Source organism: Sphingomonas sp. Ag1, from assembly GCF_000980895.1.
GTDB lineage: Bacteria > Pseudomonadota > Alphaproteobacteria > Sphingomonadales > Sphingomonadaceae > Sphingomonas > Sphingomonas panaciterrae.
Genome location: NZ_LAZX01000092.1, coordinates 96,968 through 115,817 on the forward strand (window position 1 = coordinate 96,968; position 18,850 = coordinate 115,817).

An 18,850-nucleotide genomic window follows, 5' to 3' on the forward strand; every position below is an offset into this window, starting at 1 on the left:
GACGGCGGCGGGCATGTTCGGCAAGATCCTGATCGCCAACCGGGGCGAGATCGCGTGCCGCGTGATCCGCACCGCGCGGCGCATGGGGATCGCCACCGTCGCGGTCTATTCCGACGCGGACGCGCGCGCGCCGCATGTCGCCATGGCGGACGAGGCGATCCGGATCGGGCCGGCACCGGCCGCCGACAGCTATCTGCGCGGCGACCTGATCCTGGCGGCGGCGCGGAACAGCGGGGCGGAGGCGATTCACCCCGGCTATGGCTTCCTGTCGGAGCGGGCCGATTTCGCCGAGCAATGCGCGGCCGCGGGCGTGACCTTCATCGGCCCGCCGGCGCAGGCGATCGCGGCGATGGGCGACAAGATCCGGTCGAAGCAGATCGCCGCGGCGGCGGGCGTCAACGTGGTGCCGGGCCATCCCGGCCCGGTCGACGACCTGGCCGAGGCGCTGCGCGTCGCCGAAGCGATCGGCTATCCGGTGATGATCAAGGCGTCGGCCGGCGGCGGGGGCAAGGGGATGCGGCTCGCCCGGGACGCGGCGGGCGTGCGCGACGGTTTCGACGCCACCCGGCGCGAGGCCGCGGCGGCGTTCGGCGACGACCGCGTGCTGATCGAGAAGTTCATCGATCGGCCGCGCCATATCGAGATCCAGCTGCTCGGCGACCGGCACGGCAACATGGTATTCCTCGGCGAGCGCGAATGTTCGATCCAGCGCCGCCACCAGAAGGTGGTGGAGGAGGCGCCGTCGCCGTTCGTCACCCCCGCGATGCGCCGCGCGATGGGGGAGCAGGCGATCGCCCTCGCACGCGCGGTCGGCTATCATAGCGCCGGCACCGTCGAGTTGATCGTGTCGGGCGCCGATGCGAGCGGCAGCGGTTTCTACTTCCTCGAAATGAACACCCGGCTTCAGGTGGAGCATCCGGTGACCGAGGCGATCACCGGCATCGACCTGGTCGAGCAGATGATCCGCGTCGCGGCGGGCGAGCGGCTCGCGTTCACACAGGATCAGGTGGTGCTGAACGGCTGGGCGATCGAGACGCGCATCTATGCCGAGGATCCGTATCGCGATTTCCTGCCCAGCATCGGGCGGCTGACCCGCTATGCGCCGCCTGACGCCGGCCCGGATGGCGCGGGCGCGACGGTGCGCATCGACGATGGCGTGGCGGAAGGTAGCGCGATCATGCGTTTCTACGATCCGATGATCGCCAAGCTGATCACCTGGGCACCGGACCGCGACGGCGCGATCGACGCACAGGCGCGTGCGCTGGATTCGTTCGACATTGAGGGACCGGCGACCAACCTGGATTTCGCCGCCGCGCTGATGCGCCATCCGCGGTTTCGCCGCGGGGACCTGGAAACCGGGTTCATCGCGCAGGAATATCCCGAGGGCTTTGCCGGTGCGGCGGTCGATCCGGCGCGGCGACGCGGGCTGATCGGGCTGGCCGTTCTTCTGGAGGCAGAGCGGCTGGGCGGATGGATACCGCGCGACTGGTCGGTGCGGATCGGCACGGACGAGGTGTCGGTAGTGATGACCGATGAGGGCGTTCTGATCGATGGCGCGGCGCTGGCGATCGATCACGCCGCCATGCCGGGTACCGATACGATCCGCGCCACGATCGATGGCGTTTCGGTCATCGCGCGGGTGGTGCGAACACCGCTGGGGATGGTGATGCGCAGCGGCGGCGCGCGGCTCGACATGCGGGTGCTGCCGGCGCGGATCGCGGCCTATGCCGATCATCTGGGGCAGGGCGCGGATGATGACGCTGCGCGCCGCCTGACCGCACCGATGCCCGGCATCGTCGCGCAGGTGTCGGCCCGTCCGGGACAGCACGTACAGGCAGGTGAGCCGCTGGCTGTTATCGAGGCGATGAAGATGGAGAATGTCGTGCGCGCCGATCGGGACGGCATCGTTGCCGCGGTGATGGTGACGCCGGGCCAGAATATCGCGGCCGATCAGGCGATGATCCAATTCGCCTGACCCGCGTTGTGGTGCGTTCGGGTGTGGGGAATCTGCCGTGCGACATTTCGCGACACTAAAGTGCTGGACCGTTTTTGCCGGCGCGGTCATGCCACGATGATGATGCGATCCAGGTCACCGTTTCTGCTGGCCGCCGTTGCGCTGGGCGCGCTGGTGCTGAGCGGCTGCACCGTCGGGCCGGATTACCGCCCGCGCGCGCCGGCCGAACTTGGCGTGCCCGATGCCTATTCGGTCACCGCGCCGCCGACGCGGGAGGATCTGACCCGCTGGTGGCGCAGCTTCGACGATCCCGTGCTGGGCGACCTGGTCGAACGGGCCGCCGACGCCAATCTCGACATTGTGCAGGCGACCGCGCGGCTGCGGCAGGCGCGCGAGGCCCTGGTGCAGAGCCGCGCCAGCCTGCTGCCGACGATCAATGGTTCGGCGGGCTACAGCCGGTCGGAAACGCTGCGCGGCGGGACGACGGTGATCACGCTCCCCGACGGTACGACGCAAAGCATCGGCGGCGGCAGCGGATCGAACTTCTCGCTGGGGCTCGACGCGCAATATCAGCTTGGCCTGTTCGGCGAGATCCGCCGCACGGTGGAGGCGACAAGCGCGCAATATGAGGCGTCGGGGCTGGACCAGGCGACGGTGCTGCTGTCGGTGCAGGCGGAGGTTGCCCGCAATTACGTGCTGGCGCGGCTCTACCAGTTGCAGCTGGCCAATGCGCGCGACAGCCTGGCGCTGCAGGACGACAATCTCGAGATCGCGGGATTTCGCGTGCAGGCGGGGCTGGTCTCCAGCCTCGACCAGGAACAGGCGCGGGTGCAGCGCGCGCAGACCGCCGCGTCGGTGCCGCTGATCGAGCAGCAATATAATGCCGCCGTGTCGCGGCTGGGCGTGCTGACCGGCCAGGCGCCGGGCGCGCTGAAGCCGATGCTGGCGGCGGTGAAGCCGATCCCGCGCGGCCCCGATACGGCCGGCGTCGGCATCCCCGCCGACGTGTTGCGCCAGCGCCCCGATGTCCGTTCCGCCGAGCGCAACCTGGCGGCGGCGACCGCGCAGATCGGCGTTGCCAAGGCGCAATTGTATCCGGCGCTGGCGATCAGCGGCAACATCAGTTCGCGCGCGGGGAATCTCGGCGGGCTGCTCGACACGATCACCGGCGGGCTGTTCGCCGGACTGACTCAAGCGATCTTCAACGGCGGCCGGCTGAACAGCCAGGTGCGCAGCGCGCAGGCGGCGACCGATGCGGCGCTGGCAGCCTATAAGCAGGCCGTGCTGACCGCGCTTGAGGATGTCGAGAACGCTGTCGTGGCATTACGCACCGCCGAGGCGCGCGAGCGCGAGTTCGCGGTGGCGCTGGAGGCGGCGAACAATTCCGCGATCCTGAGCCGTAGCCAGTATCGCACCGGCCTCACCGATTTCACCACGCTGAGCCAGCAGGAGGCAGCGTTGCTGTCCGCGCGTAACAGCGCGGCGCAGGCGCGCGCCGACCATGCCAATTCGCTGGTGCAGCTATATTCCGCGCTGGGTGGCGGCTGGGACGCCAATGTCATTCCGACGGCCCCCGAAGCGCGGGGCATTAGCCAGGACGAGAACCGCTGATGGCGACCGAGCAGCTCGACGAATTTCTTGGGACCAAGGAGCAGCCGGCGTGGCGGCGCTGGGTCAAATGGATCGCGATCGCGGTCGGCGTGATCCTGCTGGTGCTGCTGGCGTTCCGGCTGTTCGGCAAGGCGGAGGCGCCCGGCTATGCCACCGCCCGGGTGCGGCGCGGCGACCTGACCGTGACGGTCTCGGCCACCGGCAAGCTGGCGCCGACCAATCAGGTGACGGTGGGTTCGCAATTGTCGGGGCTGGTCACCCGCGTCGTCGTCGACGTGAACGATCGGGTGAAGGCCGGCCAGGCGCTGGCGCTGATCGATCCCGAGCAGATCGACGATCAGATCCGCGCCGGGCAGGCGCAGCTCGCGGCGCAGGTCGCAGGCGTCAATCAGGCGCGCGCCACCGTCGCTGAGGCGCAGGCGCAGCTCGCACGCTTGCAGGAAGTGTACCGGCTGTCGAACGGGCGCGTGCCGTCCAAGACCGAGCTTCAGACCGGGCAGGCCAACGCGCAGCGCGCGGTGGCTGCCCTGCGCGTTGCCGAAGCGAATGTTGCCGCCGCGCGCGCGACTCTGGCGCAGAGCCAGACGCAGCGGCAGCGCGCGATCATCGTGTCACCGGTCAACGGCGTGGTGCTCGCGCGGCAGGTCGACCCCGGCCAGACCGTCGCCGCATCGTTCAACACGCCGACGCTGTTCGTGATCGCCGAGGATCTCAGCAAGATGAAGCTTGAGGTCGCGATCGACGAGGCGGATGTCGGATCGGTGAAGGAAGGGCAGCCGGCGACCTTCACCGTCGATGCCTTTCCCGGGCGCACCTTCCCCGCGGCGATCACGCGCGTCGATCTGGGGTCGAACCTGACCGCGAGCACGGCAAGCGCGTCGAGCAGCACGACGGGAACGACCAGCACGGCGGGGCAGGTGGTGTCCTATGCCGCAGACCTGTCGGTGGCGAATCCGACGATGGAACTTCGCCCCGGCATGACCGCGACGGCGGACATCATCACCAGCGACAAGAAGAACGTCCTGCTGGTCCCCAATGCGGCGTTCCGGTTCAAGCCGACGCAGGCGGCAGCGGGCGGTGACCAGGGCGGCATCGCCGGGTCGCTGACCTTCCGCCCGCGCCGCGGCAGCCGGCCCGAGCGGGAGGCGACGCTGGGGCGTGGCGCGCAGCAGACGGTCTATGTGAAGGGTGCCGACGGCCAGTTGCAGCCGGTTCAGGTGACCACCGGCGATACCAACGGCAATGTGACCGAGGTGCTGTCGGGCGGGCTGAAGCCCGGCATGGAAGTGGTCACGGGCCAGCTTTCCGGCACTGAGGGCAGGGCGGCGGCCAAGGGCGCCGGGCAGCGGAGCGGCCAGCGTGCGGGAGGCGCCGGTGGCGCCTGACGCCCCCGCCGCGACGAATCACGCCCCCGCCGCTGCCGGGCAGGCGCCGGGCATGGCCGAACCGATCATCTCGCTGCGCAACGTGACCAAGGTATATGGCACCGGACCGACCGCGTTTCAGGCGCTGAAGGGCGTCAACCTGGATATCTCGGCGGGTGATTTCGTCGCGGTGATGGGGCCGTCGGGATCGGGCAAGTCGACGACGATGAACATCCTCGGCTGCCTCGACGTGCCGAGCGGCGGCACCTTCCTGTTTCGCGGCCATCATGTCGAAACGCTGAGCCGCGACCAGCGCGCGCTGCTGCGACGGCGCTACCTCGGCTTCGTATTCCAGGGGTTCAACCTGCTGAGCCGGACGAGCGCGCTGGAGAATGTCGAACTGCCGCTGATCTACCGCGGCGATGATCGCAAGGCGCGGCGCGAACTGGGCATGGCGGCACTGGAAAAGGTCGGACTGGCGGATTGGTGGGACCATACGCCGGCGGAATTGTCCGGCGGGCAGCAGCAGCGCGTGGCGATCGCGCGTGCGATCGTCACGCAGCCCGAAGTGCTGCTGGCGGACGAGCCGACCGGCAACCTCGATTCGGAGCGGTCGGTCGAGATCATGCAATTGCTCACCAACCTGAACCAGGAAAGCGGGATCACCGTGCTGATGGTGACTCACGAACCCGACATGGCCGCGTTCGCGCACACCGTGATCCACTTCAAGGACGGGTTGGTGGAGCGGATCGAGGCCAACGATCACCAGCGCGGCGGCGCGGCATGAGCGCGCGCGCGCCCATTGCGGATCGGAGGTAGGCGAATGTTCGGCACGACCTTCGTCCTCGCCATCCGCTCGATCCGGCGGCACCTGCTGCGTTCGTTCCTGACGATCCTCGGCATCGTCATCGGTGTCGCCGCGGTTGTCGCGATGGTGACGCTGGGCAAGGCGACGACCAGCGCGGTGCAGGAGCAGATCTCAGCGCTCGGCACCAATGTGCTGCAGATCCGCCCGGGCCAGGGCTTCGGTCGCGGCGGCGGCGGCCCGCGCCCGCCCGACTTCGATCCGGAGGACGTAACCGCGATCGCGCGGCAGGTGGCGGGCGTCACGGCGGTTGCGCCGCAGGTGTCGACCAGCGCCACCGCGATCTACGAAGGGGCGAACTGGTCCACCACGGTGCAGGGCACGACCAACGACATTTTCGTCGTCCAGCCCTGGCCGCTGGCGCTGGGGCGGACATGGACGCCGGCGGAGGAGCAGGCGGGCAAGTCGGTCTGCATCATCGGCAATACCGTGCGGCAGAATCTGTTCCGCGGCGGCGATCCGATCGGCCGGCGGATGCGCATCGGCGCGATCAGCTGCGACGTGATCGGCGTGCTCAGCACGCGCGGGCAGGCGGGTTTTGGCGGCGATCAGGACGATACGGTGGTGATGCCGATCAAGGCGGTGCAGCGCCGCTTCACCGGCGATCGCAAGGTCCGGCTGATGATGGTCGGGGTCGACCAGGCCTATTCGACAGAGGCGGTGCAGGCGGCGATCACCGACCTGTTGCGCGAGCGGCGCCATATCAGCGGGACCAAGCAGAACGATTTCAACATCTTCGACACCAAGCAGATCAGCGACACGCTGACCGGCACGACGACGCTGCTGACCCGTATTGTCGCGGCGGTGGCCGCGATCAGCCTGGTTGTCGGTGGCATTGGCATCATGAACATCATGCTGGTGTCGGTGACCGAGCGGACGCGTGAGATCGGCATCCGGCTGGCGATCGGTGCGGTCGCCAATGAGGTGCTGATGCAATTCCTGGTCGAGGCGGTGGTGCTGTCGATGCTGGGCGGGCTGATCGGGCTGGCGCTGGCGCAGGTGGTGATCCTGATCGCGACGCCGCTGATGCAGGTGCCGTGGACGTTCGATCCGCAGATCAACATCATCGCCTTTGCCATCTCCGCAGTGATCGGCGTGGTCTTCGGCTACTTCCCCGCCCGCCGCGCGGCATCGCTGAACCCGATCGATGCGCTGCGCCACGAATAGCGCCGCCTGACCGATCGGGCGGTGGCCGTGGCTGCGTGGCTCGCCTACATCGTCGGGCATGAACACGCGCTTCGACAATGTGCCCAACCGTCGCGCGATCGTGGATCGCCGTGCGCTCGCCGAGGAAATCGCCGCGATCGCCACCGACGATCCGGCGCTGCTGCGCCGTGACGCGATCGGCAAGCTGAAGGACGCGCTGGACGCCGGCCGCGCGGAGATCGCGCGGCGGCTCGCCGACCGGCCCTCGCGCGGGCTGGAGGCGGCGAATGCGCAGGCGTTCCTGATCGATCAGCTGTTGCGGCTGCTCTACGATCTGGCGACTCAGCGGCTGTACCCGCTGAGCAACCCGACCGCGTCCGAACGGCTGACGCTGATGGCGGTCGGTGGCTATGGCCGCGGCGAGATGGCGCCGTTTTCCGACGTGGACATCGCCTTCCTCACCCCGTGGAAGCAGCCGCCCTGGGCGGAGCAGGTGATCGAGACCCTGCTCTATTCGCTGTGGGACATGGGGCTGAAGGTCGGCCATTCGTCGCGCTCGCTGGACGACATGGTGCGTCAGGCGAAGGGCGACGTGACGATCCGCACCGCCCTGCTCGAGGGGCGCCACGTCTGCGGCGACGTGCCGCTGTACGAGGAGGCGATCGGCCGCTTCAAGGCGGAGGTGACGCACGGGACCGAGCGTCAGTTCATCGCTGACAAGCTGGCCGAGCGAGAGGCGCGGCACGTGAAGATGGGCGACACGCGCTATGTCGTCGAACCCAATGTGAAGGAGGGGAAGGGGGGCCTGCGCGACCTCCACGCGCTCTTCTGGATCGGCAAATATGTCTATGACGTCGATCGCGCGGCGCAGCTGGTCGACGTCGGCCTGTTCACCCCGGCCGAATATAAATTGTTCCACCGCGCGGACAATTTCCTGTGGGCGGTGCGCTGCCATTTGCACCTGGCGGCGGGGCGCGCGGAGGATCGGCTGACCTTCGACATGCAGCGCGAGATTGCCGAACGGATGCGCTATTCCGACCGGCCGGGGAAGGCCGCGGTCGAGCGGTTCATGCAATATTACTTCCTGCGGGTGAAAACCGTCGGCGCGCTGACCGGCACCTTCCTGACGCATATCGACGAGCAATTTGCGGCGCGCGGCCGCCGGTTCGGCCTGCCGCAGCTGCGCCGACGCCCGCGCAAGCTCAACGGCTTCGTGCTGGAGCGGGGGCGACTGGCGCTGCCGAGCGACGATTTCTTCGTCGAGGATCCGGTGCGCCTGATCGAGATCTTTCACCTTGCCGACCTGCACGAGCTGGAGATCCATCCGCAGGCGCTGCGTGCCGCAACGCGCGACGCGAAGCTGGTCGACGATGTGCGCACCGATCCGCGCGCCAATGCGCTGTTCCTCGACGTGCTGACCAGCCCGCGCGACCCGGAGCTCGTGCTGCGCTGGATGAACGAGACGGGCGTGTTCGGCCGCTTCGTGCCCGATTTCGGCCGTGTCGTCGCGCAGATGCAGTTCGACATGTACCACCATTATACCGTCGACGAACACACCATCCGCGCGATCGGTCTGCTGGCGCGGATCGAGCGCGGCGATCTGGCGGCGGAGCATCCGCTGGCCACCGCGATCATGCCGCAGATCGTCTCGCGCCGCGTATTGTATGTCGCAGTGCTGCTGCACGATATCGCCAAGGGGCGCGGCGGCGACCATTCGATCCTGGGCGCCGCGGTGGCGCAGAAACTGTGCCCGCGTTTCGGCCTGACGCGCGCGGAGACCGAAACCGTATCGTGGCTGGTCCGCTACCACCTGCTGATGTCGGCGACCGCGTTCAAGCGCGACCTGTCGGATTTCAAGACGATCCTCGATTTCACCGCCACCATCCAGTCGCCGGAGCGGCTTCGCCTGCTGCTGGTGCTGACCATCGTCGATATTCGCGCGGTGGGGCCGGGGACGTGGAACGGGTGGAAGCGCCAGTTGCTCGGCGATCTGTTCGAGGCGGCGGAGGAAGTGCTTCGGCTGGGCCACAAGCAGCGCGGCCGCGAGGAGCGGATCGCCGCCAAGCAGGAGGCGCTGGCCACGGCCATGGGCTGGAACGAGGCGCAGATGGCCGCCTATGTCCGCCGCTTTCCCGAGGCCTATTGGATCGCCGAGCCCGACGACGTGCTGGCGCATAACGCGCGCTTCGTGGCGTCGGTGGGCGATGCGCAGCTGGCGATCGACGCGCAGGTCTATGCCGAGCGTGGGGCGACCCTGGTCACGGTCTATGCCGCGGACCATCCGGGCATCTTCTATCGCATTGCGGGCGCGATCCATGTCGCGGGCGGCAACATCATCGACGCGCGGATCCACACCACGCGCGACGGCATGGCGCTGGACAATTTCCTGGTGCAGGACCCGGTCGGCCGCCCGTTCGACGACGAGGGGCAGCTGACCCGGCTGCGCACCGCGATCGAGGATGCGCTCGCCAATCGCGGCAAATTGGTCGAGCGGCTGAAGGCCAAGCCGCTGCCACGGATGCGCGCCGACGCCTTTCGCATCGAGCCCAATGTGCTGGTCGACAATCGCGCGTCCAACCGCTTCACCGTGGTGGAGATCAACGCGCGCGATCGGCCAGCGCTGCTCAACCAGCTCGCCCATGCGCTGTTCCAGTCCAAGGTGACGATCCATTCGGCGCATGTCGCGACCTATGGCGAGCGCGCGGTCGACACTTTCTATCTGACCGACCTGACGGGCGACAAGATCGCCAGCGGGCCGCGGCTGAAGACGCTGGAGCGGCGCTTGCTGGACGCGGCGGCGGGCAAGCCGCTGGACGAGGCGGCCTGATTCACCGCGCCGCGTCGGCCGCCCGCTTTTCCTGCCAGACAAAAAGAAACCCCCGGGGGCGAACCCGGGGGTGAAGGTGTCCGTAATGGACGGGCGCCGGCGGGCGGCGCCCGATCCGATCAGAAGCGCTTGCGCAGCGTCAGACCGTAGGTGCGCGGCTCGGCGAGGAACGACGAGAAGATCTGGTTCCCGACGCCGCCGAAGCGCTGCACCTGCGCCAGGCTGCCTGCACCCTGGAACGGCGCGTTGAAGGCGACCTGCTGATAGTTTTCGTTGAGCAGGTTCTGCGCGAAGGCTTCGATCGCCCAGTTGGAGTCGAGGCCGCGCAGGCCGATGCGGGCGTTCATCACGAAGAAGCCGTCCTGCTCCTTCTCGATGAACAGGTCCGAGCCGGTGTTGTAGTCGCTCGACAGACGGCCATCGACATAGAACAGCGCGCTGAGGCCCGAGTCACCGATTTCCGGCGTCCAGCTGACCGACGAGGTCACCACGTTGCGCGGCGCGTTCGACATCTGGCGACCGGCGAGCAGGAACAGCGCCGGATCGAGCGGCTCGCCCGAGGCCGAGCCGACCAGGTTGCGGCGGAACTTGGTGTCGGCCAGCGTGTACCCGAGGTTCACCGCAAAGTTGCGCGCCGGATAGATGCCGAGCTCAAGCTCGACGCCCTGGCTGCGCACGCCCGGACCAACGTCACCCGAGCAGGCGCCCGTGGTGGCCGAATTGTCCTGATCCGCACCGTTCAGGCTGACCGAGCACGAGCCGATGTTCTGGACGACGAAGTTCGTGCCGTTGAACGTGTTCAGCTGGAAGTTCTCGAAGTCCGAACGGAACACGGTCAGGTTCGCGGTGAACTGGCGCGTGGCGTATTTGATGCCCGCTTCGTAGCTGTTCACCAGTTCCGGATCGAAGCGCAGGCGCGCCGCGCCGGCGTTGGTCACCGGAGTGAAGGCGTTGGGTGCCAGTTCCGAACGGTCGAGGTTGTAGCCGCCCGCCTTGTAGCCGCGCGAGTAGCTGGCATAGACCATCAGGTCGCGCGTCGGCTTCCACGAGATGACACCGGTGCCGGTGAACTCGCTTTCGTCGAAGCTGTTGCGCAGGTCGAGGCCGTTGAGTGCGGTCGACGAATTGCCCGTGCAGCCCAGCGTGATGATGCCGCCGGCGAGCGCCGCGGTCGCCGGGTTGGCGAGCAGCGGGCCGAGACCCTGCTGCAGCTGCGGGCAGACGGTATTGTTGTTGTCGAAATTGGCGCGGAAGTCCTTCGACTCATGCGTCCAGCGCAGGCCCGCGGTGATCGACAGCGTATCGGTCAGCTTGAAGATGTTGTGCGTGAAGAACGCGTAATTCTCGCTGTCCTGATAATAACGCGCGTTGCGATCGCCCAGGTTGTTGAGCGTCGACAGCGTGCGCAGGCCGTTGAGCAGTGCCGGGCCGGCGATCGGACCAAAGGCGCCGCTCAGGGTTGCGGTGCCGGCGGGGCTGAGGCAGCCCGGTGCCGCCGGGTTGCGCAGCGCCGCGACCGGGCTGACCGTGGCGACGATGCGGCAGGCGGCAAAGGCACCGTATTGCGAACCGAACTGGAGGTTGTCGCCAATCACCAGGTCTTCGTTCGAGTAGAAGCCGCCGACGAGCCAGTCGAGGCGATCGTCGAACAGCGAACCCTGCAGGCGGACTTCCTGCGTGAAGGTATGGAACTGGCGGAAGGCGCGGCCGTCGTCGGCGCGATAGCCCAGGTCGACATTGCCGTAATCGATGTCGGCGGCGTTGCCGGCCTTGTACTCGCGATAGGCGGTGATCGACGTCAGCGAGGCGTTGCCGAAATTGTAGTCGATCTGCATCGACCCGCCGTAATCCTTCGTCTCGTTCGAATACGCACGACCCGGCGAGAAGGCGATGCGGCGGTTGTACGGATCGCCCGCGCTCGGGAACACGCCGCCCAGGCTCTGCAGCACGTCGACGATGCGGTTGCCGGCGGGGTTGATCGTGACCTCGCCCGGCTGGCCCGGCACGGCCTGCTTCTCGCGCAGGTCGACATAGACCGCGCCGCAGCACTTTTCGTCACGCCACGTATAGTCGCCGATCAGGCGGACCGACAGGTCGGTGGTCGGTTCGAACAGCAGCTGGCCGCGGACGAACCAGCGGTTGCGGTTGTTGTAATCGGTATCGTTGACGACATCGCGGTAGAAACCGTCGCGCTTGTTCCACACGCCGTCGAGGCGGAACGACAGCACGTCCTCCACCACCGGGCCGGTGATCGCACCGGCGATGCGGACGTTGTCGTAATTGCCGTAGGTGCCCTCGACATAGCCGCCGAAGGTCTGCGACGGCGCCTTGGTGTAGACGTTGATCGCGCCGGCCGATGCGTTGCGGCCCGACAGCGTGCCCTGCGGCCCGCGCAGCACTTCGATCCGGTCAACTTCGCCGATGTCGTTGAGGCCCGAGCCGGTGCGGCTGCGGTACACGCCATCGATGAACACCGCGACCGAGCTTTCGAGGCCGGGGTTGTCACCCACGGTGCCGATGCCGCGGATACGGGCAGAGGCGTTGGCTTCGCTGCCGGTGGAGGAGATCAGCAGCGACGGGGCGAGCTGCACCACGCCGCGGATGTCGTTCGCGCCCGAATTCTGCAGCGATGCCTGGCTGACCGCGGAGACGGCGATCGGCACGTCGGCAAGGCGCTCGGCACGGCGGGTCGCGGTGACGACGATGTCACCGGCGCCGGTCTGGCTCTGGTCAAGATCGGTATCCGCGGCGGGAGCGCTCTGCGGCTGCTGGACCGAACCGGCGGCGAGCGGATCAGCGCTGGGCTGTTCCTGCGCGAGCGCGGGCAGGGCAACGAAGATCGCGGCAGTAGATAGAAGCGAAGCAACGCGGCGCATGAGCTCTCCTGAATTTCGTTTTTGAACTTTGGGTTTGGAGCGCAGCGTTTAGTGGGAGTGCGGTTCACGCCTAAGCGATTTTCACGCAACCTCTTGTTTTTGAATGTGGCTGTCGCGGAAATGCAACCATTGGTCCGAAACGGTACTGTCACAAATGACAGTTGACGCTACGGCAACACGCAAAAAAGCCGCGCCCGGTGGGGGGCGCGGCTCTTTTCAGCCGGTGGTGGCGAAAAATTTTACTTCGGTGCCAGGACCATCAGCATCTGGCGGCCTTCCATGCGCGGGTAAGCCTCCACCTTGGCGACCTCGGCCACCTGCTCGGCAACGCGCTGCAGCACGTTCATGCCCAGCTGGCCATGGCTCAGCTCGCGGCCGCGGAAGCGCATGGTGACCTTCACCTTGTCGCCTTCCTCGATGAACTGCACGACCTTCTTCATCTTGGTGTCATAGTCGTGGTCATCGATGTTCGGACGCATCTTGATCTCCTTGATCTCCTGCGTCTTCTGGCTCTTGCGGGCGAGATTCGCCTTCTTCTGGGCCTCGTACTTGTACTTGCCCACGTCCAGGAACTTGGCGACCGGCGGGTCGGCGTTCGGCGACACCTCCACCAGGTCGAGCCCGACCTCCTTCGCCTGCGCAATAGCCTCGCGAGTGTACATCACGCCGAGATTCTCGCCCTCGTGATCGATCACGCGGACCTTCTGGCTCTGGATCCACTCGTTGAATCGGGGGCCGTTCATCGGCGGCGCCTGCATTGGCCGGCGCATCATGGGCGGACGTATGGTCAATTCTCCTGTTGCTTCAATCTCCCATATATAATGCTTGATGCGGCCAATCAAAAGGCATCAATCGCGGGGCCGGTGCGAGAAGATGCGCGCAGCCCTCAGACGGTCATCCGGCGGCGGTTGCGCAGCACCTGCGCGCTGTGGCCGATCGTCGCGCGCGGGCTGCGGGTGCGCACCGTGTCGACGAAATGCCAGTCGTTGCTGACCCGGTCGGGCGCGACGGTCAGCGTCATGTAGCCGCGCCGGCTGGTGTCGCACCATTTCAGTTCCGGGCTGGCGGCGACCAGCGCGCGCGCGACGGTGGCGGGATCGACCGCCAGCGCCGTCTCGAACCCGCTGGAGGTGACCGACTGGCCGGCGAACTCGACACCGACAGGCGCGCCCTTGCCGCCGTCCAGCGCCAGATCGAACGCCCAGGCATTGTGGCTGTCGCCGCACAGCACCACCAGATTGGCGTCCGCTGCCTGCGCGGAGGCGAGGAACCGCTGGCGCGCCGCGGGATAGCCGCCCCAATTGTCGAGGTCGGTCGGCAGCCCCGCCTGCCCCGCGGCGACCGCGGCCTGGATATAGGGTGCGGCGCCGGGGCGTGCCTGCGAGATCCAGCCCGCGGTTTCGGGCGGCACGCGCATCGTGCCCATGATCGTGCCGAAGCCGACCAGCTGCCACGCCGCCCCGCGCTTCACCGATTGCGCCAGCGCATGGTGCAGCCATGCCTCCTGCTGGGTCCCAAGCATGGTGCGCGCCGGATCATGCCATTCACTGTCGCGGTACTGCGCCATCGCGCGCACCGGATCGCCCGAGCGCAGCATGGTGGAGAGTTCGGGCGAGGCCGAGCGGCCGGCGAGCCGCGTGTCGGTGCGGAACAGTGTCGCCAGCGTGCCGATGTCATAGGCCTTCCACGGCTCGTCGGAGACCGGCATCCATTCGCGCCATGCCTGGATCGCGGCGGCCTTTCGTTCGTGCCATGCGCCCTCGCTCGCCGGATCATGGTTCTGCGCGCCGCCTTCCCAGCTGTTGTTCGCGCTTTCATGGTCATCCCAGGAGGCGATCATCGGCAGGCGCGCATGGAGCGCCTGAAGGTCCGGGTCGGCGCGGTAGCTGGCGTAGCGCAGGCGATAATCGGCCAGATGGATGCTCTCGCCCTTCGGCTGGGGCAGGCGATCGGCGATCACCTCGACCAGAGCCGGGTAGGTGCCATTGGCATATTCGTAGAAATAATCGCCGAGGTGCAGCGCGAGATCGAGGTCGTCGCGCGCCGCGGCATGGGCGTAGGCGTTGAAGAAGCCGAAGCCGATGTTGGAGCAGGAGAAGATCGCGGTGCGGAACCGCTGCGCGCGATCATCGGGCAGGGTGCGCGTGCGGCCGACCGGCGAGACGGTGCCGTCGGGCGCAACGAAGCGATAATGATAGGCGCGGCCCGGCTGGAGCCCCAGCACCGTCACCTTCGCCGTCCAGTCGCGCCACGGCCCCGTCACCGCCTCCACGCCAGCGGCGATGCGCGCGAAATCAGGCGTCTCGCTCAGTTCGACCCGCAGCCGGGCATGATCGCCGCTGGCAGGAACGTAGCGCGTCCATAGCAGGATCTCGTCCGCCCCCGGCTCACCGCTCGCCACCGAATGGGTGAAGCCGCGCGCCGCCAGGATCGTGTCGGCGGCAGCAAGACCGCTGATGCCGAGCGCCCCCGCGCCGAACATTCCGGTGGCGAGAAGGCTGCGGCGGCTCAGGTCGATCATCTGTTCGCTCCCGACAAGGAGGGTTGGTCAGCGGCCCATGGCGCAGGAAGGTGACAGATCGGTGTCGCGGGGCAATAGTCGGCGGCGATGGAAGGGCGCGGCGCACAGCGGCATCGCGTGGCGATCTTGACCGCGGTCGCGGTGGCGGCGCGCGCGGGCACGTTCGGCAACCCCAACATCCATGTCGACGAGCAATTCTACCTCTATGTCGCGCGCCGCATGCTGGAGGGCGCGCGGCCGTTCGTCGACGTGTGGGATCGCAAGCCAATCGGGCTGTTTGCCCTGTACCTGCCGGCGGCGGCGCTGCCCTATTCCTGGTCGATCTGGGCCTATCAGGCGCTGGCGCTGGTCGCGGTGGTCGCGACCGGCTGGCTGGTCATGCGGATCGCCCAGGTGGTCGGCTGGGGCCGCGGCGCGCTTGCTGCCGGTCTTGCCTATATCCTGCTGCTGAACTGGTTCGGCGGGCAGGGCGGTCAGGCGCCGGTGTTCTACAATGCGCCGGTCGCGCTCGCCATGCTGCTGATCCTGCGCGGCGGCGCACGGCGGGAACTGGCCGCCATGGCGCTGATCGGCCTTGCGCTTCAGATCAAATATTCGGTGGTGGTCGAGGGCGTGTTCGCCGGCCTCTGCATATTGTGGCGGCATTGGCGCGCGGGGGAGCGTGGCGGGCTGCTGCGGCGCGCCGTGTTGCTGGTGCTGGTGGCGCTGGCGCCGACCGCGGCAGTATGGCTCTGGTACGCGGCGCAAGGCCAGTCGGCGGCGTTCGTCCATGCCAATTTCGTGTCGATCCTGCAGCGCGGCGGTGATCCGGCGGCGCCTCGGCTGGCGTTGCTGCTGACGCTGCTCGGCTGGATGGCCGTGCCGGTCGCGATGGCGGTGATGGGCCTGCGCGGCGGTGATGCGGGGGGGCGGCGCTTCGTCGCCGGATGGCTGGCCGCCGCGCTGGTCGGCGTCGCCGTACCGGGCGGGTGGCTGCTCCATTATGCGCTGCTGGTCATGCTGCCGGTGTCGGTGGCGATCGCCGGGCTGTTCTGCGTGCGCCCGCGGCTGACGATCGGCTTCCTCGTCGTCGCCGCGTTGGTGGGGCAGGGCGTCCTGTCGTCGAACCGGCAGGGGCGCGGCACGCCTGCCGCGTTCGACGCCCTCGCCGCTCGCCTGCGCGCGCCGCCGCCGGGTTGCCTTTATATCTATTCGGGTCCGCCCGGCCTGCTCGATGCCAGCGGGCGCTGCGCCTCGTCGCGCTATGTCTTTCCCGCGCATCTCTATCGTATCCACGAATCGCGCGCGGTCGGCGTCGACCAGGCGCAGGAGGTGAGGCGAATCTTCGCCCGGCGACCAGCCGTGGTCGTGCTGCGACCATTTTCCCCCGGTGAGCGGCCGGAAATCCGCGCGCTGGTGGAATCGCGCCTCGCCAGCGCCTATCGCCCGTTGCCGCCGGCACGATTGGGAAGCGAGACGCTGCAGATATGGGTTCACCGATGACCGGCGCGGCCGCACGTTTCGGCTGGCACGCCGACAGCTACGACACATCGCTCGCCTCGATCCGCTATCGCCTGCTGATGCCGCTGGAGGCATTGCAGGCGCAGGGCGTGCCGATCGCGCGCTTCGATCCCGCGCGTGATCCCGCCAGCTATGATGCGGTGATCTTCTCCAAGTCGCATTCCGCCGGGGCGGTGGCGGCGGCGCAGGCGCTGCGGGCGGCGGGGCGCGGCGTGATCTTCGACCTGTGCGACAATCTGATCGCTGCCCATGCCGTGCGGCATGTGAGCGACGCGCGGCTCGCCCGCTTCCGCGCGATGCTCGACGCGGCGACTCACCTCACCTTTTCCACCGCCATGCTGGCCGAGCAGATCGGCGCTGCTGTGCCCGGTGCCACCGCCGACCGCCGCGTCATCCCCGATGCGCTCGACATGCCCGATACGCTGCCGCCGCCCAGCTCGCGCGATGGACTGCGGCAGATGGCGGCGCTCGACCGCTTTCTCGCCCGCCGCCCGGATGCGCTCCACGCCATCTGGTTCGGCAAGAGCCTGGGCAGCGTGTCGGGCTATGCCCACCTTCACGCCGTCGCCGACCTGCTCGCGGCGCAGCCCTTCCCGATCACGCTGACCGTGGTCAGCAACGCGCCGCTGCGCTGGCTGCTCGGCCGCTGGCGCTGGCGGCTGCAGGTCCATTATGTCGGCTGGCGGCAGGAGACGGCGCATGCCGTGCTGCAACGGCACCGGGTCGCCGTGCTGCCGGTCGCGTCGAACGATTATACCGTGGGCAAGACGATCAACCGCCCGGCCACCGCGCTGCTCGCGGGGCTCGGCGTCGTGGCCGATTCGATTCCCTCCTATGAGGAACTGCGCCCGTTCGTCGCGCTCGACGATTGGGAGGGGGGACTGGCCCGCTACCACCACCAGTGGGAGGCTGAACAGCCGCTGCTCGCGGCGGGCCGCGCGCATCTTGCGGCGCGCTACAGCCCGCTGGCCGTCGCGCGCCAGTGGCGGGCCGTTCTCGACCGCCTCTAGGCCGCGCGCGCCTGCTTTGCGGCCAGTTGCGCCGCATAATAGGCCATCAGATCGACGGTATGCTCGCGGTCGGTGCGCACCTGGCCGGCGGCGACGATCGCCGCGCGGCGCAGCATCGCCGGGTCGCGCGCCTGCATCCGGGTGATCGCGCGGGCGCAATCGATCGGGTCGCGCGCGGTGTACAATTCGGCGCAATGCGGATCGGCCACCTCGGCGCACCCGCCGGTGTCGGGCACGATCAGCGGCAGCCCCGACGCCATCGCCTCCGATGCGACCAGCCCGAACGGCTCCGCCTCCGACCCGTGGATCAGCGCGTCGCAGCTCGCCATGATCCGCGCCAGCCGGTCGCGGTCATAGACCGGTCGGAACAGGCGGATATGCGGCGATCCCGCGATCCGTTTCTCCATCCGCTCGGTATCCACGCCCTGCCCCAGCAGGATCATGCCGACCGGCAGGCGGGCGCCCGCGCGCTCGACTGCGTCGATCACCATCGGCCAGCGCTTTTCGGGATGGTGGCGGCCCAGCCCCAGCAGCAACAGGCCATCCGCCGGCAGCCCGCATTGCGCCAGCAGCGCCTCGCGCAGCCGTTCATCGCGGAAGGTGGGTGAAAAGTGGCTGCGCTCGATCCCCAGCGCCATCGCCGCATCGATCCTGAGGCCGCGCGCGCGCAGCCGCTTTTCCAGCGCCGGGCCGTTGGTCACCACGCAATCATACAGGTCGAGGAAGCGCGCCATGTAGCGCGTGTACCAGCCGAACGCCCGCTCGATCCGCTCATGGCTGGCGACGCCTTCGAACCAGCGCTGCGCATAAGCGGCCATATTGTCATTGTGCATGAAGAAGGACTTGAGCGCGCGTCCTTCCCACTGGCCGACGAACCACGCCGGGCGCCAGGGCGACGAACACTCGACCACATCGGGATCATAATGGTCGAGCAGCCGGGTGATCGCCTCGCGATCCCAGAACAGGCCGTAATTGCTGTCGAACGGCAGCCGCGGCGAGCGAACGTAATGGATCGCGCCGCCGCCGGGGCGCTCCTCGATCCGATCCTCGGTCCCCGCGGCGAGCACGATCAGCTCATGCCCCAGATCGTTCATGATGCCGATCTTGCGGTCGATATACGTCCGCACCCCGCCGCCAGTGGGGGAGTAGAATTCGTTGACGTCGACGACGCGCATG

General features: G+C 68.1%; 12 protein-coding genes. 8 read left to right on the forward strand and 4 right to left on the reverse strand.

Annotated elements, in window-relative coordinates; genetic code table 11:
- Nucleotides 1-13 precede the first annotated feature (13 nt).
- From XM50_RS11245 to XM50_RS11270, 6 genes are all read left to right on the forward strand, one after another.
- Nucleotides 14-1,975, forward strand: a complete 1,962-nt coding sequence (locus XM50_RS11245; protein ID WP_046409478.1) for an acetyl-CoA carboxylase biotin carboxylase subunit — start codon at nucleotides 14-16, stop codon at nucleotides 1,973-1,975.
- Between the two features lie 102 nt (nucleotides 1,976-2,077).
- Nucleotides 2,078-3,565, forward strand: a complete 1,488-nt coding sequence (locus XM50_RS11250) for an efflux transporter outer membrane subunit (RefSeq protein WP_046409665.1) — start codon at nucleotides 2,078-2,080, stop codon at nucleotides 3,563-3,565.
- Complete coding sequence (locus XM50_RS11255; RefSeq protein WP_046409480.1) at nucleotides 3,565-4,950, forward strand: efflux RND transporter periplasmic adaptor subunit; 1,386 nt, start codon at nucleotides 3,565-3,567, stop codon at nucleotides 4,948-4,950. The genes XM50_RS11250 and XM50_RS11255 overlap by 1 nt, the downstream gene beginning before the upstream one ends.
- A gap of 52 nt (nucleotides 4,951-5,002) precedes the next feature.
- Nucleotides 5,003-5,716, forward strand: a complete 714-nt coding sequence (locus XM50_RS11260; protein ID WP_046409667.1) for an ABC transporter ATP-binding protein — start codon at nucleotides 5,003-5,005, stop codon at nucleotides 5,714-5,716.
- 36 nt (nucleotides 5,717-5,752) lie between these two features.
- Entirely contained in the window at nucleotides 5,753-6,961 is a 1,209-nt protein-coding gene (locus tag XM50_RS11265; RefSeq protein WP_046409482.1) for an ABC transporter permease, read from the forward strand.
- Nucleotides 6,962-7,019: 58 nt separating this feature from the next.
- The gene (locus XM50_RS11270) at nucleotides 7,020-9,767 is read left to right on the forward strand and encodes a [protein-PII] uridylyltransferase (protein WP_046409484.1); all 2,748 of its coding nucleotides are present in this window, start codon (nucleotides 7,020-7,022) and stop codon (nucleotides 9,765-9,767) included.
- 119 nt (nucleotides 9,768-9,886) lie between these two features.
- Here the strand turns inward: XM50_RS11270 and XM50_RS11275 are convergent, their stop codons facing one another.
- From XM50_RS11275 to XM50_RS11285, 3 genes are all read right to left on the reverse strand, one after another.
- Nucleotides 9,887-12,643, reverse strand: a complete 2,757-nt coding sequence (locus XM50_RS11275) for a TonB-dependent receptor (RefSeq protein WP_046409486.1) — start codon at nucleotides 12,641-12,643, stop codon at nucleotides 9,887-9,889.
- A 239-nt stretch (nucleotides 12,644-12,882) separates the two neighbouring features.
- Nucleotides 12,883-13,416: a translation initiation factor IF-3 gene (gene infC, locus XM50_RS11280; RefSeq protein ID WP_046409487.1), complete on the reverse strand. Its 534-nt coding sequence runs from the start codon at nucleotides 13,414-13,416 to the stop codon at nucleotides 12,883-12,885.
- 113 nt (nucleotides 13,417-13,529) lie between these two features.
- Entirely contained in the window at nucleotides 13,530-15,164 is a 1,635-nt protein-coding gene (locus XM50_RS11285) for an alkaline phosphatase D family protein (protein ID WP_046409489.1), read from the reverse strand.
- Nucleotides 15,165-15,281: 117 nt separating this feature from the next.
- On the opposite strand from XM50_RS11285, the gene XM50_RS11290 reads away from it, so the two are divergent.
- Together XM50_RS11290 and XM50_RS11295 are read left to right on the forward strand one after the other, a co-directional pair.
- Nucleotides 15,282-16,646, forward strand: coding sequence for a DUF2029 domain-containing protein (locus tag XM50_RS11290; RefSeq protein ID WP_052742557.1), 1,365 nt, complete (start codon nucleotides 15,282-15,284; stop codon nucleotides 16,644-16,646).
- A complete protein-coding gene (locus tag XM50_RS11295; protein ID WP_046409493.1) occupies nucleotides 16,643-17,674 on the forward strand; it encodes a glycosyltransferase in 1,032 nt (343 codons plus the stop codon). Before XM50_RS11290 ends, XM50_RS11295 begins: the two co-directional genes overlap by 4 nt.
- Here the strand turns inward: XM50_RS11295 and XM50_RS11300 are convergent.
- Entirely contained in the window at nucleotides 17,671-18,849 is a 1,179-nt protein-coding gene (locus XM50_RS11300) for a glycosyltransferase (RefSeq protein ID WP_046409495.1), read from the reverse strand. The genes XM50_RS11295 and XM50_RS11300 overlap by 4 nt on opposite strands.
- Between the last annotated feature and the right edge of the window lies 1 nt (nucleotide 18,850).